Genomic DNA, 22,689 nt, shown 5'->3' with positions numbered 1-22,689 from the left:
TGAGTTGTCCGTTAAGTGAACCGGGGTACACCTGTCGGAAGTATGGGTATATTTCCGGTTCGACGTTACGGCGCCGACGCCCGGCCGTTACCCGCCGGTGATCGGGCCCAGCCGCCAGCCGCCAGCCGCCCGCCGACAGCCATGAGCCTGCGGCCGGCGGCAGGCGGCCGGCTGAGGGGTCGTGCGGTGACGGCGGTCAGCCCAGGTGGTAGTTGATGTGCGCGGACCAGCGGGCGAAGCCCAGCCGTTCGTAGAGCGCGACCGCCCCGGTGTTCGACTCGTCCACGTAGAGCATCACCCGGTCCAGGCCGCGCTTGTCCCGCAGGTACGCCAGCCCGGCGGTGGTCAACGCCCGGCCGAGCCCACCACCGTGCGCGGTCGGCTCCACTCCGAGGACGTACACCTCGCCGATCCGGGCCGACCCGGGCCGCTCATGCACCTTGGTCCAGTGGAAGCCGAGCAGTCGGCCGGTCGCGGTCTCCTCGGCGAGCAGGAAGCCGGCCGGGTCGAACCACGGCTCGGCAAGCCGGGCCCGGAGGTCGTCCGAGGTCCACCGGCCCTGCTCCGGGTGCTCGGCGAAGGCGCGCGCGTTGAGACTGAGCCAGGTCGCGTCGTCCGCACCGGGTTGGAACGCGCGCAGCGCCACCCCGTCGGGCAGGCGTGGCTCGCCGAGCGGGGCGGCCAGGGGTCGGCGCAACTGCCAGAGCACCCGCGCCCGGGTGAAGCCGAGATCGACGCCGAGGGCGGCGGCGGACGGGTGGTCGCCGTGGGCCCACGCCCGCAGTGGCCCGGTGGCCGAGGCGAGCACGCCCCGGGCCAGGGCGCGGCCGGTGCCCCGCCGCCGGTACGCGGGATGCACCACCAGCTCGACGCCGATGCCACCGACGGGGTCGGTCGTGTCCAGGTGTGCGTACCCGGTCAGGGTGCCGTCGTCGGCGCGGGCGATCAGGTGCAGAGCCGGGGCGTCCGGGTCGCGCAGTCGGAGCAGGACGTGCTCGTCGAGCGGGTCCGCGCCGTCGGTGTCGCCCGCGGAGCTGGCGAGGGCCAGCACGTCGGCGATGTCCGCCGGTGTCAGTCGGTCGGTCCGGGTCACCTGGTCGCTGGTCGGCTCCGCGCTGCTCATCCCGTCACCGTATCCGTTGCGTGTCGTGACGCCCGGACCGTCGCCGAGCGAAAGCTGTGGCTCAGGTCGGGTCGGTGGGCAGTGCCTCCAGGTCGAAGCGCGCGGTCAGGTCGGGCAGGATCCGCCGCAACGCGTCCACGGTGCCCTGCCGGTCGCCGCCCGCGTCGTGCAGCAGCACCACCGAGCCCGGTTCGGCCTGGCTCAGCACCGTTGCGGTGATCTTGGCGGCGCCGGGTAGATCCCAGTCCGACGGGTCGACCGACCAGTGCAGCGGGGTCATGCCGAGCTGCCGCGCCACCGACACCACCGGGTACGTCCAGGCGCCGCCCGGCTGGCGGTACCAGACGATCGGCGCGTTCGGCACGGCCGCCCTGATCGCCTCGTTCGTGCGCAGGAGATCGGCCCGAATCGCGTCGGCCGACCGGGTGCCCAGGCCGACGTCGTGGTGCCAGGAGTGGTTGCACAGGGTGTGGCCGTCGTGCGCGATCGCCTGGACCAGGTCGGGGTGGTTCTGAGCGTTCTCGCCGACCACGCAGAACGTGGCCTTCACATCGAATTCGCGCAGCGTGGCGAGGACCTGCGGGGTGTACCGCGGGTCCGGCCCGTCGTCGAAGGTCAGCGCGAGCCGTGGGGAGCCGGTGGTGGCGTGCGCGCCGAACAGCTTGTCGCCGCCGCCGTCCCGCTCCGACCCGTCCTGGCCGGCCTCGGCGGGGCCGTTGCTGGCGCCGGGGTTCGGAACGCCGTCCGGCTCGCCGTCGCTGGGCTGGTCGGCGTAGTGCGGCCCGTCCGAGTGCGCGGTGACATCGGTGGGATGCCGGGGGGTCGGGTCGACGACGAGGCTGCGGCCCAGCGCGTACGCCGAGCCGAGCAGCGCCGCCAACACCAGCGTCACGATTCCCGTCGCCCGCGCGGTCGAACTGCCCCGCGTCACGGCTTCCGCCCGGTCTGCCGGCCAGGCCGACCCGTCGCCCCCGTGGTCACTGCGCGCACCGTCGCCCCTTTCTCCGACAAACCCGGCAGTCAGAATAGAACCGCCAAGCCGCGCAAAAAGGGCATATAGGAAAGCTGAGTGACTCGCCGATCAGACGGGCAGGGGCGCGTGCTCCGCCTCGGGCAGGGACCGCGACGGCGGGACGACGAACTTGTAGCCGACCTGGCGGACGGTGCCGATCATCGACTCGTACTCGGAGCCGAGCTTGGCGCGCAGTCGCCGGACGTGCACGTCCACAGTGCGGGTGCCGCCGAAGTAGTCGTAGCCCCAGACCTCCCGCAGGAGCTGGTCCCGGGTGAACACCCGCCCCGGGTGCTGGGCCAGGAACTTCAGCAGCTCGAACTCCTTGTAGGTGAGGTCGAGAGGGCGGCCCTTGAGCTTGGCCGCGTACGTGTCGGGGTCGATGGTCAGCTCGCCGGCCCGGATCGAGCCACCGGCGCCGGCGGTCGCGTTGCTCAGGCGGCCGACCGCGAGCCGCAGTCGTGCCTCCACCTCGGCGGGACCGGCCGAGGCGAGGATGACGTCGTCGACGCCCCAGTCGGCGTTCAGTGCGATCAGGCCGGCCTCGGTCACCACCGCGACCAGCGGCACGCCGAGCCCGGTGGCGTGCAGCATCCGGCAGGTCGCCCGGGCCTCGCTCAACTCCGACCGGGCGTCCACCAGCACCGCGTCGGGGCTGGGGCCTGCGACCAGGGTGCGGACGTCGCGCGGCGCGGTGCGGACCGAGTGCGGCAACAGGTCGAGTGCCGGCAGCACAGCCGACGGTTCGCCTGCGCGCGCGGTCACCAGCAGCAGGATCTCCACGATCACCTCCGTCCCGGCGGCGCTTCGGCCGCACGCGACCAGACACACTCGCGGGGGAGTGTGCTGAGAAATTGCGTGGTCCCGGCGTCGCTGACGGGCGGGTAACGGGGTTGAGCGTAACCGATCGCCTCGGCCGCGCCCTCTGGCTATTTCCCGTTTGTCTACCTTGCCCCTGATCGTGGAGCAGATTTTAACGTTGCTGAAACCCGTGACCGTCGTGTCCGGCCGACGGTCTGGCACGATCGGGTCGTGTTTCCCTCCACCTCGCCCGAGGCCGGCCGCGAATCGTGGCCCGCCGGGCCCCACCCGGGCCCGGCCGCCGCAGCGACGCGCGGCAACCCGCCCGCGCCGCGTACCGGTCCGGCCACCACCGACGGCGAACGTCGTGAACGGGGTGGGCCACGCCGAGCCCGTCGCTCCGGCGAACCGGCCCGCCGATCCGAAGACGAGATCGACGAGCCGGAAGAGGAGGTCGTACCCCCGGTCGAGGTGCACCGTCAGCTCGCGTTGACCATCGCCGGCTTCGCCGCGCTGCTCGGCGTCGGCCTGGTGCTCGGCGCGCAGACGTCCGGGCCCGGTCACCGGCTGCCGTTCGCCTTCATCATCTTCGGCGTCCAGTTGCTCTTCGTGCTCGCCTGGACGATTGCCATGCGCCCGCCCGCGATGCTGGTGGTCGCCGGGATCAGCGCCGTGGTCGCGGCACTCGCCGACATCGCCGCGGTGCAGACCGATGTCGCCGGGCTGGCGCCACTGGGCTACCTGGCCGCTGGCGGGTTCCTCGCCGCGGTGCTCGGCCAGCTGGTCCGCCGCGTCGACCGGGTCCGCGTCACCGACTCCCTCGGCGCCACGCTGCTCATCGTGGTCGGGGTGGTGGCCTTCGGCACCCTGATCGTGCTCAGCCGGATCCCGGCCGGCACCCAGGCGATCACCGTCTGCCTGACGGCGAGCGGCGTCGCGCTGACCGTCGCCCGGCTCACCGACGCCGTCCTGCCCTGGCCCCGGCTGGCCCCGCAGGTGCCCCGGGGGGCTGCCGGCGTGGTGGCCGGCGCGATGGTCGGCACGCTGACCAGCGCACTTCTCGGCAGCTACCTGGTGGCGCCCTTCACGCCGACCCGGGCCGCCGTGATCGGCCTGGTCGCGGCGGTCACCGCCGTGCTCTCCGACCTCGCCGTCGGGTACGCGGAGGCGGGCCGGCTGATGGCCGGAGAACCGCCCACCATGTGGGTGGCCCGGCACATGCAGGGTCCGCTCGGCGGTTTCGCCCTGGCGGCGCCGGCCGCGTACGCGATGTGCATGCTCTTCCTCTGAGTCACGGTTGAGCCTGGAGCCGGTCGGGTACCTACGGGTGCGCCGCGCAGCGGCACCGGTGTGGAAGACCCGTCGCGGTGCGGCGGGTGGAGACAGGAGGCGGCGTGGCGGAGGACTATCCGGCGGACGGGGCGCGGCCCCGACGGCGAGGCCGCAAGCTGCTCATCGGCCTGTTCGTCCTGCTCCTGGTGGTGGCGGGGTTGCTGGTGGTCGCCGACCGGGTGGCGGTCGGGGTCGCCGAGCGGGAAATCGCGAAGCGGGTCAGCCAGGAGGTCAGCAAGCAGGGGGCGCAGGCCGCCGAGCCCGATGTGAAGGTTTTCGGCACGCCGTTCCTCACCCAGGTGCTCGATGGCCGCTACCAGCGGATCACCATCAACCTGCGGGACGTGCAGGCCCCGGTCGAGGGCGACGTCGTGCGGCTGTCGGTGCTGGACGTGGACGCCCGCAACGTCCGGGCCTCACTGGACACCCTGCGTACCGGCCAGGGTGACATCGTGGCGGACACCGTCAACGGCACCGGCACGATCAGCTACGACAGCCTCGCCGCGCTGTTGAAGCGTCCGGGGCTCACGCTTGGCGAGCAGAACGGCAAGCTCGCCGTCACGGGTCCGGCCGACATCCTCGGTCAGAAGATCACGATCAGCGGCACCGCCGACGTCACCGTCGCAGACAACGGCGCCGTCGCCCTGCGCTTCAACGACCTGGACGCCGCGGGCCTGCCGAACCTGCCGATGGCGCGCGGCCTGCTGAACAACTTCGCCAAGAGCATCTCCATCGACGTGCCCCTGCCCGAACTGCCGTTCCAACTCGCCGTCCGGGAGGTCCGGCCGCTGCCGGAAGGGTTGGCTGTCACCGCCGACGCGAAGAACGTACCGATCAATTCCGTCAGCTGAGTGGGAACCCGATCCGGCAGGTGATCCGGTCGATTCCCGGATGGTGGTCGGCTCAGTGGCAGCCCGGTCACTGGCTGGTAGGCTCCCTGGCCATGGGGACCCACCTCACCAAACGGCGCGCGGTCGACCTGTGCCGCGTGGCCACCTGCCTGTGTCGCCCCGTCATCTGACGGCGGGGCTGTCTCCGGCCGCCTGACGGCGGCCACCGGCACAGGGTTCTCGCACCCTCCGGTGATCCCACCGAATGCCCGGCAGCGGCGCCGTCGCACGAACCCGTGATCCCGTCCTTCCGCTGGGTCCCGCGCGTGGTGCGACAGTTACACCCATCAATGCTCGCGCGTTGGCTCACCATCCATCCTCACCAGGGAGTGATTCGATGAGTCGCGACACCGCACTCGTTTCGGCCGAATGGGCCGAGAAGAACCTCGACGCCCCGGGCGTCGTCTTCGTCGAGGTCGACGAGGACACCTCGGCCTACGACACCGGCCACATCGCCGGTGCCATCAAGATTGACTGGAAGACCGACCTGCAGGACCAGGTCCGTCGGGACTTCGTCAACAAGACGCAGTTCGAGGCGCTGCTCTCCGAGCGGGGCATCAGCAACGACGACACCGTCATCCTCTACGGCGGCAACAACAACTGGTTCGCCGCGTACGCCTACTGGTACTTCAAGCTCTACGGCCACGGCGACGTGAAGCTGCTCGACGGCGGTCGCAAGAAGTGGGAGCTGGATGCCCGCCCGCTGGTCACCGATTCGGTGGCCCGCCCGGCGACGCAGTACGTCGCGCAGGAGCCGGACACGTCGATCCGGGCCTTCCGGGACGAGGTCGTGGCCGCGATCGGCACCAAGAACCTGGTCGACGTGCGCAGCCCCGACGAGTTCGCCGGCCGGCTGCTCGCCCCCGCCCACCTGCCGCAGGAGCAGGCGCAGCGGGCCGGGCACATCCCCACCGCGATCAGCGTCCCGTGGTCCAAGGCGGCCAACGAGGACGGCACCTTCCGGTCCGACGACGAGCTGCGCAAGATCTACGGCGACGCGGGGCTCGACGACGGCAAGGAGACCATCGCCTACTGCCGGATCGGCGAGCGCTCCTCGCACACCTGGTTCGTGCTCCAGGAGCTGCTGGGCCACCGCAACGTCAAGAACTACGACGGTTCCTGGACCGAGTACGGCTCGCTGGTCGGCGTGCCGGTCGCGCTCGGTGACGAACCCGGGGAGGCCTGATCATGACGCTTCCCATCGCCGCGGGTTGCGCCGCACCGGACCAGGCCGCACCGTTGCCGGCCAGTCTGGACCTGGAGAAGGAAACCGTCATCACCGGGATCGTCCGCTCCACCGAGGACGAGCCGGTGCCGGGCGCGTACGTCCGGCTGCTCGACTCGACCGGTGAGTTCACCGCCGAGGTGGTGACCTCGGCCGCCGGCCAGTTCCGGTTCTTCGCCGCGCCGGGCTCCTGGACGCTTCGGGCGCTGTCCCGGCACGGCAACGGCGACACCGCCGTCACCGCTGGCCGTGGCGTCAACGAGGTTGGCGTCACCGTCGCCTGACCCATGCTCTGATCGACCGGGGCCGGTCACCCTCCTGGGGTGGTCGGCCCCGGTCGTGTGTTCGGGCCGTCCCGCCGGCCCGGGCCGCGAAATCAATCGGCATACGTCACTATCTACTGGTGGAAATCACGGGTGAGGGTGGCATGTCCGGCGAAGAGGTTCCGATCGTCGTCTGCGTCAGCGCGGACATGTCGATGCGGGAGCGTGTGCTGCGTCAACTCGACGGCCTCGGCCCGGTGCTCAGCTGTGCCGACCTGACCGAGCTGCGCGAGCTGCTGGCGTCGCCGGCCGCCCCGCCAGCGGCCCGTTCCGCGACCGTGCCGCCCGCCGCTCCGGTCGGTCCCGCGATCGTGCCGCCCGGAGTGCCGCAGGGCCTGGTCAGGTGGGGTGAGCTGGTCGTCGACCGGGCTGGACACCGGGTCACCTGGCGCGGGGACCCGCTCCCGCTCACCCCCACCGAACGGGAACTGCTCGCCCTGCTCATCGGCCCACCGCTGGTGGTGTGGAGCTACGAACAGCTCTTCGCCGCCGTGTGGCGCGGCCCGTACCGGGGCAGCGCCATCCTGCACTCCGCCGTCAAGCAGCTCCGGCACAAACTGCGTGGTCTCCCGGGAGGGCCGCAGGTGCACACCGTCCAGGGGATCGGCTACCGGCTCGATCCACCACCCCGCTCGACCTGACCGCCGGTGGGCCGGCGGCGGACCCGTGACACCATGGCCGGGTGAACGGTGCTGTCCAGACGGGTTGGGCTCCTTCGGCCGGTCCCGCCGCGCCGCCTCCTGCCCGGTCGTGGCGGCGTTGGTTGCTGGCCGCGACGGCGGCCTGGGCCGTGTTGCTGGCCCTGCTCACCTGGACGTCGGTCCGCGACGACCCACCGACCGTGCGCGAGCAGCGGTCCCTCGACCAGGCCGGCCCGGTGGTCGACCGGGCGATCGGTGAGCTGGCCCGGGCGGCCGGTGCGGCCGGTCTGCTGGAGCTGGGTCCGGCGCGGATCGCGGAGGGTTGCCGGGTCACCCCGTTCGCCGACGGGGCGAGGCTGCGGCGTGACGTCGGGGTGGTCGCGCCCACCGGCACCGAGCAGACCGTGCTGAAGGGGATCGCCGAGCGGCTGCCGGCGAGCTGGCGGACCGGGGTGGGCCCCGGGCTGAACGGCATCGAGCTGTACGCCGACGCCGGAGAGTTCGTGGCCGTCCAGGGACGGCCGACCGCGGATGGTCGGGTGCGACTGGTCGTCGACACCGGTTGCCGGCCGGTCGGCTCCGGTTACACACCGGTCGCGGCCACCGCCGGCCCGGAGGCCGCCGCCCTGACCGCGGCGCTGCGGGCGCTCGACCGCCCGGCCGACGCCGCGCCGGAGCTGGTCACCGCACCCTGCCCGGGCGGCGGGTCGGCCCACACCGTACGTTCCGCTGAGGGCCCCGGCCCGGCCGCGTCGACAGCCGCGCTCGCCGCGCTGGCCGGCAACGCCCCACTGCTGGACCAACCCCCGGTGTACGCGTACCGCACCGGCCCGGTCACCGTGCTGGCGGAGCTCAACCAGGACGCGACCCGGCTGGCCGCCACCGTCGGCTGCCCGGGTTGAGTCGGGCGGCTCGTTCGGATCAGCCGCCGCCCGGCTGATCCTCCGGGTCACGGCTGCGACCCAACGCGTCGACCTTTCCCCACCGGCCGGGGATGTCCAGCAGCTCGACCCGGCCCATGCCGGGTGGCACCGCCGGGTCGATGATCAGGTGCTCGCCCTGCGGCTCCAAGCCCAGCATGACCCGGAGCAGCAGCAGCGGAGTGCCGGTCGACCAGGCCTGCGGGCTGCACGCGGTCGGGTACTCCACCGGATAGTCGGTGAGGTCGCGGGCGTATCCGGCGAACGCCTCCGGCAGCCGCCCCTCGAAGTACCGGGACGCGGCCAGCATCGTGTCGCAGATCAGCCCGGCCTCATGCCGGAAGCCGTACCGCCACAGCCCCCAGGCGATGATCGAGTTGTCGAACGGCCACACCGTGCCCACGTGGTACCCGATCGGGTTGTACCGCCCCTCGTCCTCGGCGAGCGTCCGCACCCCCCACCCGGAGAACAGGCGCGGCCCGAGCAGGTGCTCGACCACCTTGCCGGCGCGGGACTCGTCCACGATGCCGCTCCACAGCAGGTGCCCGATGTTCGAGGTGAGCGCGTCCACCTGCCGGCCGTCGGCGTCCAGCGCGAGCGCGTAGTACTCGCGGTCGGCGATCCAGAAGTCGCGGTCGAACCGCCGCTTGAGGTCGGCGGCCTCCCGCTCCAGCCGGTCGGCGTACGCCGGGTCGTTCCAGAAGGTCCGGGCCAGCCGGGCGGCCCGGATCTTCGCGTCGTACGCGTACCCCTGAAGTTCGCAGGTCGCCCGGGGGAAGTCGGGCATCTCGCCGTCGGCGTACGAGATGGCGTCCCAGGAGTCCTTCCAGCACTGGTTCTGCAGACCGGTTTCCGGGTTGCGGGTCTGGTACCAGAGGTAGCCGGTGCCGAGCAGGTCCCCGTACGTGTCGATCCACTGCAACGCCGCGCGGACGTGCGGCTCCAGCCGGCGGACCAGCGCGGAGTCACCCGTCCACCGTTCGTACTCGTCGATCAGGATGATGAACAGTGGTGTCGAGTCGGCCGACCCGTAGTACGGCGAGTGTGGCTGCTCCTCGAAGCCGGCGGTCTCCCCGTACCGCAGCTCGTGCAGGATCTTGCCGGGTTCCTCGTCCCGGAAGTCGTCCACCCGGTGCCCCTGTAGTCCGGCCAGCATCAGGATGGTCGGTGGGACCAGCTCCGGCAGGAACGGCAGCACCTGCAACGAGGTGATGATGCTGTCCCGGCCGAACAGGGTCATGAACCAGGGCAGTCCGGCGGCGATCAGCCGAACGCCCAGGGCGATCGACTCGTAGCGCAGGGCGGCCAGGTCGTTGAGGCTGCGCCGGTACGCCCCGGCCAGTGGCTGGCAGTCGCAGCCGAGCTTGGGCGCCCGGTCGATCAGTTCCTGCTGCTCGGCCCGGATGGCGTCCGCGCTGCGGCTGCCGCCGTAGGGGAGGGTCGCGCGGATGTCCTCACCGCGCGCCCCGAAGACGACGCTGGACACGCGCAGCCGGGTGGTCCACCTGCCGTTGCGGGCTATCCGGATCCGGAAGGTCATCCCGGTGGTGTCGACCTGCGCCGGCGCACTGGTGCTGACCGTCGTCTCCCGGTGGAACGCCTCCCGACGGTAGGTCAGCCGCAACTCGTTCTCCGAGACCGTGACCGTGGTGCGCCCCTTCTTCTGCCGACGGTGTTTGATCTCGAACAGGTCGGCGAAGTCGGCCGCGATGTCGATCCGGACGGTGAACTCGACGTCCGCCTCGGTGTGGTTGAGGACGGTCAGTTCCTCCGCGAAGCTGCCCACGATCGCACGGCTGCGGATCACCGACGCCTTCGCGTCCAGGTAGTGCGTGGGTTCGCCGGGGGCGAGGAAGAACTTGGTGCGGTACGACTCGGTGTCGTCGACGGAGAGGGCGTGCAACCGCTGGCCGTCGAGGGTGAGCATCCACTTGGACAGGAACCGGGTGTCGAAGGAGAACAGCCCGGTGGGGAAGTCGTAGGACGGCTCGATGTCCCCCCGCCGGTCGCTGACCAGGAAGGTGTTGCCGTCCAGAATGCTGACGAGTTCCTTCACGTGAGTCGCCTGGCCGCCCGGCGGGCCACGTCACGGGGGTCGCGGGTGCCGGGTGGGTCGGGGAAGAACCGGCGGAAGGCGAGGAAGAGCACCACGTTTCCGCTGAACGTGCTCTCGTTGCGCAGCACCGCCGCGACACCCTGGGCCTCGCCGGTGATCAGTCGATCGAAGAGGGCGGCGCTGCTGAACCAGATGGCGTCGGCCGGCCCGCGCTCGCGGCTGACCCGCACCGACCCGGGCCGCATCCGGACCAGCCAGTGCTCGGTCCGGTGGTCGCTGCCGAGGTCGATCTGCAGTGTTCCGTCGGCCAGGCCGCCCAGGACGTCAGGGGCGCGCGCCGGCAGTGATTCGAAGAACCTCTCCGCCGCCTCGGTCACATCCGAATCGTAGGCAGCCGTCCGAGATGTCGGGTCGGTATCGGCACTCCGCCCGGATCAGCCCCACCGCGTCGGATGGTCAGTAGACCAGTGCCTGCGCGCCCTCGGCCAACGCCTCCTCGACGAAGACCGCGGCGCCCGCGATCCGCACCCCGGGCAACACGTCGTCCGGGCCGATCTCCCGGCGGGCGGCGCACTGGGTGCAGGCGGTCACCCGGCCACTGGTCAGGATGACGTGCAGCAACTCGGCCAGCGGTGCGGAGTGCGGCAGCTCGAACTCCTGGGCGCGACCGGGCAGCGCGAACCAGGTCGATTCACCGGTCAGCCAGAGCGACACGTCCACCCCGGCCGCGACGGCCGTCGCGGCGACAGTGAATGCCTGCGCGCACCGCTCCGGGGCGTCCGCCCCCGCGGTGGCCTTGACGACGAGAGTGCGGGCCATGTGGCCCAGCATAGGATGGCCGGGATGGTTACCGAGATCGGGTTTGTCAGCCTGTTGGTCGCTGGCCTGGGCGGGCTCGCCGGTGGCCTGGTCTACCTTGCCGTACGCATTTCGAGAGGACGCTGGTGAGCGCGAGGAGTGAGCCGGGCCTGCGAGCCCCGCAGTCGCGAACGAAGGTGGCCCTGTGAGCGACGAGAACCCGCTGCAGCCGCCGTGGCTGAACGCGCCGCCGGTCGAGGAGTACCCGTTCGAGGAGAGCCACGACCTGCGTGTCGGGCCGAAGCTGCACCCCGCCCTGGACGGCCTGCTGCCCTACATCGGGCTGTGGCGCGGCCGGGGCAAGGGTGGTTTCCCCACCATCGAGGACTTCGACTACGCGCAGGAGATCCGGATCAGCCACGACGGCCGACCGTTCCTGCACTACGAGTCCCGCGCCTGGATCCTGGACGAGCAGAGCAAGCCGGTCCGGCCGGCCGGTCGTGAGATCGGCTGGTGGCGGCCGGTGCTGGTGGACGGGCGGGCGACCGACGAGCTGGAGGCGCTGCTGAGCACCCCGACCGGGGTGATGGAGCTGCACCTGGGCAAGCGCACCGGCACCCAGGTCGAGTTCGCCACCGACGCGGTGGTCCGGACTCCGACCGCCAAGGAGGTCACCGGCGGGCAGCGACTCTTCGGCATCGTCGAGGGTGCGCTGCTGTACGCCCAGGAGATGGCCGCCATGGGCCACGGTCTCAGCCCGCACCTCTCCGCCCGGCTCGTCCGGGTCGGCGGCTGACTAGACCGGGAAACCCAGCAGGGCGTGCAGGGCGGGGGTGCGCGGGCAGCGAGCCCGACGCACCCCGTCCAGCGTGTGCACCTCGGCGGCTCCGCGTAGCGACGAGGTGAACCACAGACCGTCCGCGGCGTGCAGCTCGGCCACCGTGACCAGCCGCTCGGCGGTGTTCAGGTCCAGCTCGGCGGCGTGGGCGAGCAACCAGGCGACGGTCGTGCCGGCGAGGATGCCGGTGGTCGCGGCCGGCACGGTGCAGAGCGTGTCGTCGGTGAGCCACACCACGTTGGCCGTGGGGCCCTCCAGCGCGTAGCCGTCGGAGGAGACCCAGAGCACGTCGTCCACGCCGGCCCGGCCGGCCCAGCGCCGGGCGGCGCTGCTGACCGCGTACGACGTGGATTTGATCCCGGCCGGCAGCCAGCTCAGCCCGGGGCGAGCGTCGGCGGGCACCCCCAGCGGCAGGGTGGCCACCCTGATTCCGCTCCGCCGTGCTGCCCGGGAAGGCGCCGGAACCTCGGCCAGCGTGGCGTAGACCGTCGGCGGGCCGCCGGCTTCCGGGCCTCTCGTGCAGACCAGCCGGAGCGCCCCTTCCACTGGCGTCGGCCAGCCTGCGCGTACCTCGTCGAGCAGGTCGGTCAGCGCTGCGGTGGGGGGTAGGGGCAGGTCGATGGCGGAGGCCGCCGCGACCAGGCGGGCCAGGTGCTCGTCGCGCAGCCACGGCCGGCCGTGCCGCAGGTGCATGGTTTCGAAGATGCCGTCGCCGTGCACGACGCCGAGGTCGTCGGGGCGAAGCACGGGGTCGCCGGTCGGAATCAGGCCGCGCCCGAGCACGGCGATCTGCGCGGTCGGGCCGACCGCGCCCTCCCCGCCGGACGACTTCACCATGACCGTCGAGCGTAGCGGCGGTCGATCGCGATGTGAGGAGCAGCCTGGTGGCCGAACTATGATCGGACGGTGTCCGAATCCTCCCTCGCGGAAATGCTGCGGGCCCGTGGGCTGCGGCTGACGGCCCAACGGCAGCTCGTCCTCCAGGCGGTGCTCGATCTGGGGCACGCCAGCCCGGAGCAGGTGCACACCGCCGTCCGGGAGGTCGCGGCCGGCGTCAACATCACCACCATCTACCGCACGCTTGAGCTGTTGGAACGGCTCGGCCTGGTCACCCACACGCACCTGTCGCACGGCTCACCGACCTATCACGCCGCCGGAGAGCACCAACACGTCCACCTGGTCTGCCGGGAGTGCGGCGCGATCGACGAGATCGATCCGGAGCTGCTGCGCCCGCTCGCCGACCAGTTGGCCACGCAGCGCGGGTTCCGGGTGGATATCGGGCACGTGTCACTTTTCGGCGTCTGCGTACGCTGCGAGAACGGGGACGACAAATGATCGACATCGCGGGCGCGGTGGCCGTCGAGGGCATCGACGAGGCCAGCCGTGACCAGCCGGATCCGGCGCATGTCGCGGCCGGGGTGCGGGGGGTGGCCGCACACTACGGCGACCCGCTGCGTGAGCAGCGCACCCTCGACACCGAGGTCGGTCTGGTCGACCGGTCGCACCGGGGGATCATCGCGGTGCCCGGGGAGGAGCGGGCCAGCTGGCTGCACACTGTCACCTCGCAGCACCTGAGCGCGCTCGCCGCCGGTGAGGGCACCGAACTGCTGGTGCTGTCCCCACACGGGCACATCGAGCAGCACGCCATGGTCGCGGAGGACGGCGAGACCACCTGGCTGGACACCGAGCCGGGGTCCACCGAGGGTCTGCTGGCCTACCTGAACAAGATGCGGTTCTTCAGCAAGGTCGAGCCGCGCGACGCGACCGCCGAGCGGGCACTGTTGTCGCTGGTCGGGCCGGCGGCGACGGAGGCGCTGGGCACGCTCGGCGTGACCGGGCTCGCCGAGCCGGACCAGGTCGCGGTGCCGGGTCCGAAGTTCCCGCACGGTGCCGTGCCACCCCGGGCGAGCGCCCGGTACGACGTACGGCCGCTGCCGATCGGTGGCTGGGCCCGACGCGGCCCGCTCGGGGTGGACCTGCTGGTGCCCCGCTCGGCAATGGAGCAGGTCGTGGCGGAGCTGCGCGGCGCGGGCGTGCCGGTCGCGGGGCTCTGGGCGTACGAGGCGATCCGGGTGGCCGCGCGCCAGCCCCGGGTCGGGGTGGACACCGACCACCGGACCATTCCGGCCGAGGTGGACCTGATCGGCCCGGCGGTGCACCTGGACAAGGGTTGCTACCGGGGGCAGGAGACGGTGGCGCGGGTGCACAACATGGGTCGGCCGCCGCGTCGCCTCGTACTCCTGCACCTGGACGGGGTGACCACCGACCAGCCGCCGGCGGCCGGTACGCCGGTGACCCTCGACGGCCGGGCGGTCGGCTTCGTCGGCACCGCAGTGCTGCACCACGAGCTGGGTCAGGTTGCCCTCGCCGTGATCAAGCGGAACGTCTCCGACGACGCCGCGCTGATGATCGGCGAGACCGCGGCGGCGATCGACCCGTCCTGAGCGGGCCGTCTAGGATCGCCGGCATGACGACAGGGACGTTGATCACGGTGGCCCCGACCGGCGCTGAGTCGGCCAAGGCGGAGGTGCCGGCGCTGCCGGTGACCCTCGACGAGTTGCTGCTCACCGCCAAGGAGTGCGAGGCGCTCGGTGCCGCCGTGATCCACGTCCACATCCGCGACGACGAGGCGCGGCCGAGCCTCGACCCGGTGCGCCTGGCCGACACGGTGGCGGCGCTGCGGGAGAGCACCGACCTGATCGTGCAGCTCTCCTCCGGCGGCGCGGTGACCGATCCGGAGGCCGCTCGGCTGGCCGTCCTCGACGCCAGGCCGGACATGGCCTCCTGCACGATGGGCACCGTCAACTTCGGCGACGACGTCTTCCTCAACCGCTGGGAGTTCATCGTCGACCTGCACACCCGCATGCAGGAACGCGGGATCGTGCCGGAGTACGAGATCTTCGACCTCGGCCACCTGTCCGCGTTGCAGCGGTTGCTCGGCAGGTACGGCCTGCCGGCCGGCGGGCACGTGCACGTCGACTTCGTGATGGGCGTGCCGGGCGGTATGCCGGGCACCACCGAGACGCTGGTCGCGGCGCACCGGATGCTGCGGGACCTGCCCGAGGGCACCACGTTCTCGGCCACCGGGGTCGGCCGCAGCACGATTCCGGTACTGCTGGCCTCCCTGTCGACCGGCGGGCACCTGCGGGTCGGCATGGAGGACACCGTGACGTACGCCAAGGGCCGTCCGGTGGAGTCCAACATGCAACTGGTCGCCCGCGCGGTGGGTTTCGCCCAGCTCGCTCAACGCCCGCCGCTGACCACCGCCGAGGCTCGCGAGCTGCTCGGGCTGTAAGGGCGGGCCGGTCCCGCGCTCCTGTCACCCGGGCGGTGGACCTCCTGGTCACCCCGCCGCCGGGCACCCCCGGACCGTCGGTACCGTCCAGCGCGTGACGAAGACGTACGAGGGCGGCGCGCCGCTCGCCGAGGTGGTCCGGTCCGGGTTCGTGGAGGGTGTGCACCGCGGCTCGGTGGTGGTGTTGGACGCCGCCGGTGTCGCGGTGGCGGCCGCCGGGGACGTGACCTCGCCGGTCTTCCCCCGCTCGGCCAGCAAGCCGATGCAGGCGATCGGGATGATCCGCGCCGGTCTGGCCCTGACCGACCCGGCCGACGTGGCGCTGGTCTCGGCGAGTCACGCGGGCGAGGAGTTCCACCTGGCCCGGGTCGGTGCGCTGCTGGAGCGCGCCGGGCTGGACGCGTCGGCGCTGCACTGCCCGCCCGACCTGCCGGTGGGCGCCGCGGCCCGGGAGGCGGTGCTGCGCGCCGGTGGTGGCCCGAGCCGGGTGCAGATGAACTGTTCCGGCAAGCACAGCGGGATGCTGCTGACCTGCGAGGCCGCCGGTTGGTCGCGGGAGGGCTACTGGCGGCCGGAGCACCCGCTACAGCAGCGGTTGCGGGCCACCATCGAGGAGTTCACGGGTGAGCAGGCGGCGGCGGTGGGGGTCGACGGTTGCGGTGCCCCGGTCCTCGCGGTGTCGCTGACCGGCCTGGCCGGGGCGTACCTCCGGCTGGTCGACGCCGAGCCGGGCTCGGTGCCGCGCACGGTGGCCGACGCGATGCGGGCGTACCCGGAGATCGTGGGTGGCACCCAGGCCGACGACACCCGGCTGATGCGCGGGGTGCCGGGGCTGCTGGCCAAGGTCGGCGCCGAGGGCGTGATCGCCGTGGCGTTGCCGGGCGTCGGCGCCGTCGCACTGAAGATCGACGACGGCGCCGACCGGGCCCGGATGCCGGTGCTGGTCTCCGCGCTGCGCCGGCTTGGCGTGGACGCTCCGGTGCTGACCGAGTACGCCGAGGTGCCGCTCTTCGGCGGCGGCGTCCCGGTCGGCGCGGTCCGCCCGCTCTGGTGACTGTCGTCTAGCTCAGGAAGTCGAGCAGCGCGGCGTTGACCGGCTCCGGACGCTCCAGCGGCAACAGGTGTGCGGCGTCCGGCACGTCCGGCAGCCGTACCGCGCCGGGGACCTCGGCGGCGATCCGGTCGGCGAGCCGGCTGATGTCCGGTACGTCGGCGGCGCCGGCGGTGACCAGGACGGGCACCGTCAGCTCGCCGAGGCGACCGATCGCCGGCGGCGTCAGCTCTCCCACCTCCACCGCACCGAGCGCCAGCTCGGCGGCGAGCGCACGCTGGTCCATCTCCTGCGCGAACGCGACGAGCGCGGGGTCGACGTCCTGCGGCTGGCGACCCGGACCGACCACCCAGAACCGCACCTCACCGGCAGCGCCGGCGACGAAGTCGTCGGGGTCGACCTCGCCGACCAGTTCGTCCCAGAGGTCGTTCGCCTCCTCGGACCACTCGTTGCCGGAGACCGCCGTGTCGAACAGCGCGAGCGCGCTCACCCGGTCGGGGTGGGCCAGTGCGGTGTCGATGGCGACCGCGCCGCCGAAGGAACAGCCGACCAGGGCGGCCCGGGGCAGGTCGAGTGCGTCCAGCAGCCCGGCCACGTCGTCGTGGTGCGCGAACGGGGTCGGCGGCAGCTCCGAGTCCCCGTAGCCGCGCAGGTCCGGGACGATCACCCGGTGGCGGGCGGCGAGCGCGGGAAGCTGCCCTCGCCACATCCGTCGGTCGGCGATGCCAGCGTGCAGCAGTACGACGGGCGAACCGGTGCCCGCCTCGTCGTACGCGATGCTTGCTCCATTGACTGTGATCTTGTGCACGGACGGACCGTACGGATCGGGGGAGCGGGGCGCAAACGGGGCGCTGAGACGTTGCTAACTATGGCTAGCGTTTCGCTTGCAGGAGCTAGCGCGGCCGGTTAGCGTCGGAGTCATGGCCACACCGAAGGACCTTCCCGACGTCGGCGGGTTCATCCGCGATCTTCGGCGGAACGCCAAGATCTCGCTCCGGCAGCTCGCCGAGCAGGCGGGGGTCAGCAACCCGTACCTCAGTCAGATCGAGCGCGGCCTGCGCAAACCCAGCGCCGAGGTGCTCCAGCAACTGGCGAACGCGCTGCGGGTCTCCACCCCGGCGATGTACCTGCGCGCCGGGCTGCTCGACGACAAGGAAGGCCACGGCGTGCTCGCGGCCATCGCCGTTGATGCCGACCTGACGATGGCTCAGAAGCAGTCACTCACCCAGATCTACGAGACGTTCCGCCGGGAGAACACCCGGCTGGCCGACGCCCAGGCCCCCGCCGAGGGCAGCGGCACCGGGTCCACCGGCGGCACGGCCGGGGCGACCACCCCGACCGATGTCGGCGATCAACCCGCCGACGTGGCGAACCTGGCCGCCACCGGCCCCACCACCGCAGGCGGCACCCCGACCGAGGCCGTACTCGAGTCGGTCGCCGTCACCGAGGCGGGCACCGCACCCGCCCCGGGCAGCACCAACACCCCCGAGAAGAAGGCCGCCGGTCCGGCGGTCCGCGAGGCCGCCACGGCGGCCGAAGAGGAGACGTCATGAGCGAGCCGAAGACCAACCGCATCCCCGCCCCGATCTACGCCGCCGCTGGCGCCGGTGAGCTGGCCATCGAGCAGTTGCGCAAGCTGCCGGCCGTGGTCGGCGTCCTCAGCACCCGGGTCGTCGCCGACCTGGGCGGCCGGGCCGTGCTGACCGGCTACGAGCTGCGCCAGAAGGCCACCGAGACCCTGCGTACCGCCAACGAGACCGCCGGCACGCTGCGCGAGCGGGCGCAGGCCGAACTGGACCTGGCCAAGCTGCGCGACTCGGCCGAGCTGGCCAAGCTGCGCGAGGCCGCCGACCTGGCGAAGCTGCGCGAGGTCACCGACCTCGACAAGCTGCGCGCTGCCGCGACCCGCAACGCCATCATGGTGTACGCGGGCGCCCAGGCCGCCCAGGAGCGGGCCTTCGCCGCGTACGGTGCGCTGGTCGCCCGGGGCGAGCGCGTCGTCGGCGCCGGTGTGCTGGAGGCCGCCGAGACGGTCAACGCCGACATCGAGGCCACCCAGGGCGTGCCGGCGACCACCTCCACCGCCACCCCGGCTCCCGCCGCCCCGGCCCCGGCCGAGGTGCCGACCCCGGCCGACGTGGCCGAGATCGCCGAGGCCAAGCCGGCCGCCGTCAAGAAGGCGGCGCGGGCGCCGAAGGCCGACAAGCCGGCCGCGACCCCGTCGGCGAAGCTGCCCCGGGCCACCAAGCGGACCCGCCCGGCGGCCGAGTAGTTCGCCATGTCGACGACCCCGGCGGCGTCCTTGTCGGACGTAGCCGGGGTCCTCGACATAAGCTTGCCGGCATGGCCAACGCCGCGCCGATCTTCGCGTTCGAAGTCCGCTACGTGATCGAGCTGATCCTGCTCGTCTTCGCGCTGATCGTTCAGGGCGTCGCCCTGGTCCACGCGATCACCCAGCGCTCCGACGCCTTCCCCGCCATCGGGACACTTCCCAAGGGTGGCTGGATCGCCATCCTGGCGGTCTGCCTCGTGCTGACCCTGCTCGGCTTCGGGCCGATCAGCCTCTTCGGACTGATCGGCATCGCCGCCGGTCTCATCTACCTGCTCGACGTTCGGGTCGGCCTTCGCGACCTCAGCGACGGCAAAGGGTTCTGGTGAGAGGTTTCCGCTGGCCACCCCCACCGGACAGCGGCCCCCGCACCTGGGGGCCCGGTCCCGGTGGGCCGCGTACCGGCCGCCCGGCGCTGCCGGAGCCGGACACCGACCTGGTCGCCACCCCGCACGGCGTACGGCTGGAGCGGCTGGTCACGGGCACCGGTGATCCGGTGACCGTGTTCGCGCACGGGCTGGGCAACGGGATTGCCACCACCCGCCCGTTCGGCAGTGGGGTGACGGGCCGCAAGGTGTTCTTCCAGTTCCGGGGGCATGGCCGCTCCGAGGCCCCGGACGGGCCGTGGAACTACCTGGACCTCGCCCGGGACCTGCGGGCGATCGCGGACCTCGGCGGTGCCAGTCGGGCGTTCGGCGCCAGCCTCGGCGCCGGTGCCCTCTGCCGGCTGCTCGTGGAGAGCCCGGACCGTTTCGAGAAGCTGGTCTTCTTCCTACCCGCGGTGCTCGACCGGCCGCGTGGCCCGGTCGCGCAGGAACGCATCACGGACCTGCTGGAGGCGGTGGAGAGCGGGGACGCCTCGGCGGTCGCCGACGTCGTCACCCTGGAGCTGCCCCCTGCGGTGCGTAACACTCCCGCCGGCTGGGCGTACCTGCGGCAACGGCTCGACCAGTTGCTCCGCGACGGTCTGGCCGGCGGCCTGGCGGGCCTCGCCGAGCAGACGCCGTTGCGCGACACCACCGCCCTCGCGGCGGTGACCGCGCCGGCGCTGGTGATCGCCAACGCGGGCGACGACCTGCACCCGGTCGAGGTCGCCGAGCGACTCGCCGCCGCGTTGCCCCAAGCCACCCTGCACGTGTACGACCGGCCTGGGGTCCTCTGGTCGGAACGCGCCGACCTGCGGGACCGCATCGCCGGCTTCCTCAACGAGTAACGTGCCCTGTCATGGGCGTCACACAACATGGCCGGACGCACCGGCTCGACCTCGCTGACCCGACCCTGCGTGAGTGGACGTGCACGGTCCTGCACGCCGACGCCGAGCAGGGCATCGTGCTGGACCGCTCGGCGTTCTACCCGGGCGGCGGTGGCCAACCGCCGGACCACGGCGTGCTGCTGTGGCAGGGCGTGCAGACCCGGATCGTCGGCACCCGCAAGGGCGACGACCCGTACCTGATCCCCGCCGAGGGTGGCCCGCTGCCGCCGGCCGGCACCGAGGTCGTCGGCGCGGTGGAGGACGAGCGCCGCACCCGGCTGATGCGTACCCACTCCGGGCTGCACGTGCTCTGCGGTGTGGTGTTCCGCGACTTCGGTGCTCTGGTGACCGGAAACTCGATGGAACCGGGCGAGGCTCGGATGGACTTCAACCTCCCCGAGGTGCCCCCGGACTTCAAGAGTCGGATCGAGGAACTGGTCAACGCGGAGGTGGCCGCCGACCGCTCGGTCGCCACCCGGGTGCTGCCGCGCACCGAGGCGCTGGCCCTGCCGGACATCATCCGTACCCAGTCCAACCTCATCCCGCCGGACGAGCAGGAGGTCCGGATCGTCGACATCGTCGGGCTGGACGTGCAGGCCGACGGCGGCACCCACGTCGCGTCCACCGCCCAGATCGGCAAGGTGCAGGTCGTGAAGGTGGAGAGCAAGGGCCGAGCCAACCGCCGGGTCCGAGTCAGACTGGTGGACTGAGACGCCCCGGGCTGGACCGGTCGCGAAATGAGAGACACGGGCCGCTACGCCCTGTAGAGCTGCCTCAGATATGGGGCGCGTGCGGACGGCGAGTGCCGCCCCGTTTGTGGGGCAGCTCTACAGGGAGCGCCGAGGTCTCCCCGCGGTTCGCCAGAGCGGTCCGGGAATTCGGACGCCGGTTGTCAGGTATCGCTGACAACCTCGCAGGTATGACACAACCGCTCGCAGGAAAGATCGCGCTCGTCGCCGGTGCCACCCGGGGCGCGGGTCGGCAGATCGCCGTCCAGCTCGGCGCCGCTGGCGCCACCGTGTACGCCACCGGTCGCAGCAGCCGCACCGGTCGCTCGGAGATGGACCGGCCGGAGACCATCGAGGAGACCGCCGAGCTGGTCACCGAGGCCGGGGGCACGGGCATCGCCGCCCAGGTCGACCACCTGGTGCCCGAGCAGGTCCGCGACCTCGTCGCCCGGATCGACGCCGAGCAGGGCCAACTCGACGTGCTGGTCAACGACATCTGGGGCGGCGACCCGCTGGTCACCTGGGACAAGCCGGTCTGGGAACAGCCGCTGGACGCTGGCTTTCGGACCCTGCGACTGGCCATCGACACCCACATCATCACCAGCCACTTCGCTCTGCCGCTGCTGATCCGCAAGCCGGGCGGGCTGCTGGTGGAGATGGGCGACGGCACCAAGGCGTACAACGACGACAACTACCGGCTCTCGGTCTTCTACGACTTGGCCAAGGTGTCGGTCAACCGGCTCGCCTTCAGCCAGGCACACGAGCTGAAGCCGCACGGCTGCACGGCGGTGGCGCTCACCCCCGGCTGGATCCGCTCCGAGGCGATGCTGGAGCACTTCGGAGTGACCGAGGACAACTGGCGCGACGGTGCTGCCACCGACCCGAACTTCCTCATCTCGGAGACCCCGGCGTTCGTCGGCCGCGCGGTGGCGGCGCTCGCCGCCGACGACGACAAGGCCCGCTGGAACGGCCAGTCCGTCGACGCCGGCACGCTGTCCAAGGTGTACGGATTCACCGACCTCGACGGCAGCCAGCCGGAGGGGTTCCGGTACATCGTCGAGGTGGTCGACGCGGGCAAGCCCTCCGACGTCACCGGCTACCGGTAGAGCGCCCGGAACCGGTCGGCCGCGTCGGTGAACAACCGCCGCAGCTCGGGCGGGTCGAGGACCTCCACCTCGGGGCCGAGCCCCAGCAGTTGGTGGTACGCGACCTCGACGGACTCGACGGGCAGCCGGGCCACCACCCAGCCCTGCCCGTCGGGTGCGCCGGCGGCGGCGACCAGCTCGTCGTACACGAAGGGGGCATCGACCAGGTGCCGGAGCCGGCGCAGGCCGGCCGGGCTGAGCCGGACGGTGACCTCGGCCCGCAGCATGGTCCGCAGGAACGACCCGGCCTGCTCGCGCCAGTGCCCGGCCAGGTCGAAGCCCTCGTCCCGCTCGAAGCTCTCCTCGCCGACCTCGACCCCGGTCACCCGGTCCACCCGGTAGGTGCGGGTGTCGCCGCCGACCCGGCCGACCAGATACCAGGCACCGCTCTTGAGCACCAGCCCGTACGGCTGGACCCGCCGGGTCACCTCCCGGTCACCGCGCCGGTAGCGCAGCTCCACCACCCGGTCGCGCCAGACCGCCCGGGCCAGCTCGGTCAGCCACGGCGGCGGCGCGGTCTCCCGGAACCAACCCGGCACGTCCAGGTGGAACCGCTGCCCGGCGCGGGCCGGGGCGTCGCGCAGGGCCGGCGGCAGGGCGGCGAGCACCTTCAACTCGGCGGCGGCGACCGCGTCGGCGAGCCCCATGTCGCCGGCCGGGCCGGGCAGCCCGGAGAGGAAGAGCGCCTCCGCCTCGTCCCGGGTCAGCCCGGTCAGTCGGGTGCGGTAGCCGCCGAGCAACCGGTACCCGCCGGCGCGGCCCCGGTCGGCGTAGACCGGCACCCCGGCGGCGGAGAGCGCCAACACGTCCCGGTAGACGGTCCGCTCGGAAACCTCCAGCTCCCGCGCCAGCTCACCCGCCGTCATCGACCCGCGCGCCTGCAACAACAGGAGCAGCGAGATCAGCCGGGAGGCGCGCACCCGCCCATCC

At 72.4% G+C, this 22,689-nt stretch carries 28 protein-coding genes; 19 read left to right on the top strand and 9 right to left on the bottom strand.

The genetic code is table 11. The features are described 5' to 3' along the window. Nucleotides 1–196: 196 nt before the first annotated feature. From mshD to HNR22_RS16880, 3 genes are all read right to left on the bottom strand, one after another. Entirely contained in the window at nt 197–1,123 is a 927-nt protein-coding gene (mshD, locus tag HNR22_RS16890) for a mycothiol synthase (RefSeq protein ID WP_179781170.1), read from the bottom strand. A 61-nt stretch (nt 1,124–1,184) separates the two neighbouring features. Further along, nucleotides 1,185–2,015 (bottom strand): polysaccharide deacetylase family protein, encoded by an 831-nt coding sequence (locus HNR22_RS16885; RefSeq protein ID WP_343059848.1) that lies wholly within the window; start codon nt 2,013–2,015, stop codon nt 1,185–1,187. A gap of 189 nt (nt 2,016–2,204) precedes the next feature. Continuing rightward, entirely contained in the window at nt 2,205–2,924 is a 720-nt protein-coding gene (locus HNR22_RS16880) for a winged helix-turn-helix transcriptional regulator (RefSeq protein WP_179781168.1), read from the bottom strand. A gap of 243 nt (nt 2,925–3,167) precedes the next feature. On the opposite strand from HNR22_RS16880, the gene HNR22_RS16875 reads away from it, so the two are divergent. From HNR22_RS16875 to HNR22_RS16850, 7 genes are all read left to right on the top strand, one after another. Further along, the gene (locus HNR22_RS16875) at nt 3,168–4,226 is read left to right on the top strand and encodes a hypothetical protein (protein WP_179781167.1); all 1,059 of its coding nucleotides are present in this window, start codon (nt 3,168–3,170) and stop codon (nt 4,224–4,226) included. Between the two features lie 104 nt (nt 4,227–4,330). Then, nucleotides 4,331–5,119: an LmeA family phospholipid-binding protein gene (locus HNR22_RS16870; RefSeq protein WP_179781166.1), complete on the top strand. Its 789-nt coding sequence runs from the start codon at nt 4,331–4,333 to the stop codon at nt 5,117–5,119. 92 nt (nt 5,120–5,211) lie between these two features. Then, on the top strand, nt 5,212–5,289 hold the full coding sequence (locus tag HNR22_RS31870) for an Ms5788A family Cys-rich leader peptide (protein ID WP_310503780.1): 78 nt from the start codon (nt 5,212–5,214) through the stop codon (nt 5,287–5,289). A 206-nt stretch (nt 5,290–5,495) separates the two neighbouring features. Beyond that, nucleotides 5,496–6,344: a sulfurtransferase gene (locus HNR22_RS16865; RefSeq protein WP_088950396.1), complete on the top strand. Its 849-nt coding sequence runs from the start codon at nt 5,496–5,498 to the stop codon at nt 6,342–6,344. Between the two features lie 2 nt (nt 6,345–6,346). Beyond that, the gene (locus HNR22_RS16860) at nt 6,347–6,667 is read left to right on the top strand and encodes a DUF1416 domain-containing protein (protein WP_099848916.1); all 321 of its coding nucleotides are present in this window, start codon (nt 6,347–6,349) and stop codon (nt 6,665–6,667) included. A gap of 143 nt (nt 6,668–6,810) precedes the next feature. Next, on the top strand, nt 6,811–7,347 hold the full coding sequence (locus tag HNR22_RS16855; RefSeq protein WP_179783584.1) for a winged helix-turn-helix domain-containing protein: 537 nt from the start codon (nt 6,811–6,813) through the stop codon (nt 7,345–7,347). Nucleotides 7,348–7,388: 41 nt separating this feature from the next. Next, nucleotides 7,389–8,249 (top strand): hypothetical protein, encoded by an 861-nt coding sequence (locus HNR22_RS16850; RefSeq protein ID WP_179781165.1) that lies wholly within the window; start codon nt 7,389–7,391, stop codon nt 8,247–8,249. Nucleotides 8,250–8,268: 19 nt separating this feature from the next. On the opposite strand, the gene HNR22_RS16845 is transcribed toward HNR22_RS16850, so the two are convergent. From HNR22_RS16845 to HNR22_RS16835, 3 genes are all read right to left on the bottom strand, one after another. After that, complete coding sequence (locus HNR22_RS16845; protein WP_179781164.1) at nt 8,269–10,323, bottom strand: amylo-alpha-1,6-glucosidase; 2,055 nt, start codon at nt 10,321–10,323, stop codon at nt 8,269–8,271. Then, entirely contained in the window at nt 10,320–10,700 is a 381-nt protein-coding gene (locus tag HNR22_RS16840; RefSeq protein ID WP_179781163.1) for an SCP2 sterol-binding domain-containing protein, read from the bottom strand. Before HNR22_RS16840 ends, HNR22_RS16845 begins: the two co-directional genes overlap by 4 nt. A gap of 79 nt (nt 10,701–10,779) precedes the next feature. Next, nucleotides 10,780–11,154 carry a DsrE family protein gene (locus tag HNR22_RS16835; protein ID WP_179781162.1) on the bottom strand — a complete coding sequence of 125 codons (375 nt, stop codon included), beginning with the start codon at nt 11,152–11,154 and terminating at the stop codon, nt 10,780–10,782. Nucleotides 11,155–11,166: 12 nt separating this feature from the next. On the opposite strand from HNR22_RS16835, the gene mtfM reads away from it, so the two are divergent. Then, complete coding sequence (gene mtfM / locus HNR22_RS31675; RefSeq protein ID WP_030327764.1) at nt 11,167–11,271, top strand: small membrane protein MtfM; 105 nt, start codon at nt 11,167–11,169, stop codon at nt 11,269–11,271. Between the two features lie 55 nt (nt 11,272–11,326). After that, on the top strand, nt 11,327–11,917 hold the full coding sequence (locus HNR22_RS16830; RefSeq protein ID WP_179781161.1) for a heme-binding beta-barrel domain-containing protein: 591 nt from the start codon (nt 11,327–11,329) through the stop codon (nt 11,915–11,917). Here the strand turns inward: HNR22_RS16830 and HNR22_RS16825 are convergent, their stop codons facing one another. Continuing rightward, entirely contained in the window at nt 11,918–12,796 is an 879-nt protein-coding gene (locus tag HNR22_RS16825; RefSeq protein ID WP_179781160.1) for an aminotransferase class IV, read from the bottom strand. A gap of 69 nt (nt 12,797–12,865) precedes the next feature. Between HNR22_RS16825 and HNR22_RS16820 the strand changes: the two genes are divergently transcribed. From HNR22_RS16820 to HNR22_RS16805, 4 genes are all read left to right on the top strand, one after another. Further along, entirely contained in the window at nt 12,866–13,294 is a 429-nt protein-coding gene (locus tag HNR22_RS16820; protein ID WP_088950387.1) for a Fur family transcriptional regulator, read from the top strand. Next, a complete protein-coding gene (gene ygfZ, locus HNR22_RS16815; RefSeq protein WP_179781159.1) occupies nt 13,291–14,403 on the top strand; it encodes a CAF17-like 4Fe-4S cluster assembly/insertion protein YgfZ in 1,113 nt (370 codons plus the stop codon). The genes HNR22_RS16820 and ygfZ overlap by 4 nt, the downstream gene beginning before the upstream one ends. Before the next feature lie 23 nt (nt 14,404–14,426). Beyond that, complete coding sequence (locus HNR22_RS16810; protein WP_179781158.1) at nt 14,427–15,254, top strand: beta-keto acid cleavage family enzyme; 828 nt, start codon at nt 14,427–14,429, stop codon at nt 15,252–15,254. Between the two features lie 94 nt (nt 15,255–15,348). Beyond that, complete coding sequence (locus HNR22_RS16805; protein ID WP_179781157.1) at nt 15,349–16,308, top strand: asparaginase; 960 nt, start codon at nt 15,349–15,351, stop codon at nt 16,306–16,308. A gap of 7 nt (nt 16,309–16,315) precedes the next feature. Here HNR22_RS16805 and HNR22_RS16800 read toward each other — a convergent pair whose 3' ends face one another. Continuing rightward, nucleotides 16,316–17,113 (bottom strand): alpha/beta fold hydrolase, encoded by a 798-nt coding sequence (locus HNR22_RS16800; protein WP_179781156.1) that lies wholly within the window; start codon nt 17,111–17,113, stop codon nt 16,316–16,318. 112 nt (nt 17,114–17,225) lie between these two features. Here HNR22_RS16800 and HNR22_RS16795 point away from each other — a divergent pair, with 112 nt between their 5' ends. The 6 genes from HNR22_RS16795 to HNR22_RS16770 all read left to right on the top strand — a co-directional run bounded on the left by HNR22_RS16795 (nt 17,226) and on the right by HNR22_RS16770 (nt 21,720). Continuing rightward, the gene (locus HNR22_RS16795) at nt 17,226–17,858 is read left to right on the top strand and encodes a helix-turn-helix domain-containing protein (protein ID WP_179781155.1); all 633 of its coding nucleotides are present in this window, start codon (nt 17,226–17,228) and stop codon (nt 17,856–17,858) included. Then, nucleotides 17,855–18,577, top strand: coding sequence for a hypothetical protein (locus HNR22_RS16790; RefSeq protein ID WP_179781154.1), 723 nt, complete (start codon nt 17,855–17,857; stop codon nt 18,575–18,577). The genes HNR22_RS16795 and HNR22_RS16790 overlap by 4 nt, the downstream gene beginning before the upstream one ends. 71 nt (nt 18,578–18,648) lie before the next feature. Further along, the gene (locus tag HNR22_RS16785) at nt 18,649–18,963 is read left to right on the top strand and encodes a DUF2516 family protein (protein WP_088950380.1); all 315 of its coding nucleotides are present in this window, start codon (nt 18,649–18,651) and stop codon (nt 18,961–18,963) included. Further along, nucleotides 18,960–19,847, top strand: coding sequence for an alpha/beta fold hydrolase (locus HNR22_RS16780; RefSeq protein WP_179781153.1), 888 nt, complete (start codon nt 18,960–18,962; stop codon nt 19,845–19,847). The genes HNR22_RS16785 and HNR22_RS16780 overlap by 4 nt, the downstream gene beginning before the upstream one ends. 11 nt (nt 19,848–19,858) lie before the next feature. After that, nucleotides 19,859–20,596 (top strand): alanyl-tRNA editing protein, encoded by a 738-nt coding sequence (locus tag HNR22_RS16775; protein WP_179781152.1) that lies wholly within the window; start codon nt 19,859–19,861, stop codon nt 20,594–20,596. A gap of 209 nt (nt 20,597–20,805) precedes the next feature. Beyond that, nucleotides 20,806–21,720, top strand: coding sequence for an SDR family oxidoreductase (locus tag HNR22_RS16770; RefSeq protein ID WP_179781151.1), 915 nt, complete (start codon nt 20,806–20,808; stop codon nt 21,718–21,720). Here the strand turns inward: HNR22_RS16770 and HNR22_RS16765 are convergent. Next, a complete protein-coding gene (locus HNR22_RS16765) occupies nt 21,711–22,679 on the bottom strand; it encodes a WYL domain-containing protein (RefSeq protein WP_179781150.1) in 969 nt (322 codons plus the stop codon). The two genes, HNR22_RS16770 and HNR22_RS16765, sit on opposite strands and share 10 nt — an antisense overlap. Nucleotides 22,680–22,689: the final 10 nt, after the last annotated feature.

This window comes from Micromonospora jinlongensis (genome assembly GCF_013410645.1).
Taxonomy (GTDB): Bacteria; Actinomycetota; Actinomycetes; order Mycobacteriales; family Micromonosporaceae; genus Micromonospora; species Micromonospora zamorensis.
Note: the sequence above shows the minus strand (reverse complement) of the source record. Positions and strands in the feature narration are given on the sequence as shown.

Bases quoted from the DNA above. Each gene is read 5' to 3' on its own strand.
- HNR22_RS16775 (WP_179781152.1), top strand. From the start codon at position 19,859: ATGGGCGTCACACAACATGGCCGGACGCACCGGCTCGACCTCGCTGAC.
- HNR22_RS16770 (WP_179781151.1), top strand. From the start codon at position 20,806: ATGACACAACCGCTCGCAGGAAAGATCGCGCTCGTCGCCGGTGCCACC.
- HNR22_RS16865 (WP_088950396.1), top strand. From the start codon at position 5,496: ATGAGTCGCGACACCGCACTCGTTTCGGCCGAATGGGCCGAGAAGAAC.
- HNR22_RS16825 (WP_179781160.1), bottom strand. From the start codon at position 12,796: ATGGTGAAGTCGTCCGGCGGGGAGGGCGCGGTCGGCCCGACCGCGCAG.
- HNR22_RS16835 (WP_179781162.1), bottom strand. From the start codon at position 11,154: ATGCTGGGCCACATGGCCCGCACTCTCGTCGTCAAGGCCACCGCGGGG.
- mshD (WP_179781170.1), bottom strand. From the start codon at position 1,123: ATGAGCAGCGCGGAGCCGACCAGCGACCAGGTGACCCGGACCGACCGA.
- HNR22_RS16855 (WP_179783584.1), top strand. From the start codon at position 6,811: ATGTCCGGCGAAGAGGTTCCGATCGTCGTCTGCGTCAGCGCGGACATG.
- HNR22_RS16785 (WP_088950380.1), top strand. From the start codon at position 18,649: ATGGCCAACGCCGCGCCGATCTTCGCGTTCGAAGTCCGCTACGTGATC.
- HNR22_RS16810 (WP_179781158.1), top strand. From the start codon at position 14,427: ATGACGACAGGGACGTTGATCACGGTGGCCCCGACCGGCGCTGAGTCG.
- HNR22_RS31870 (WP_310503780.1), top strand. From the start codon at position 5,212: ATGGGGACCCACCTCACCAAACGGCGCGCGGTCGACCTGTGCCGCGTG.
- HNR22_RS16790 (WP_179781154.1), top strand. From the start codon at position 17,855: ATGAGCGAGCCGAAGACCAACCGCATCCCCGCCCCGATCTACGCCGCC.
- HNR22_RS16860 (WP_099848916.1), top strand. From the start codon at position 6,347: ATGACGCTTCCCATCGCCGCGGGTTGCGCCGCACCGGACCAGGCCGCA.
- ygfZ (WP_179781159.1), top strand. From the start codon at position 13,291: ATGATCGACATCGCGGGCGCGGTGGCCGTCGAGGGCATCGACGAGGCC.
- HNR22_RS16795 (WP_179781155.1), top strand. From the start codon at position 17,226: ATGGCCACACCGAAGGACCTTCCCGACGTCGGCGGGTTCATCCGCGAT.
- mtfM (WP_030327764.1), top strand. From the start codon at position 11,167: ATGGTTACCGAGATCGGGTTTGTCAGCCTGTTGGTCGCTGGCCTGGGC.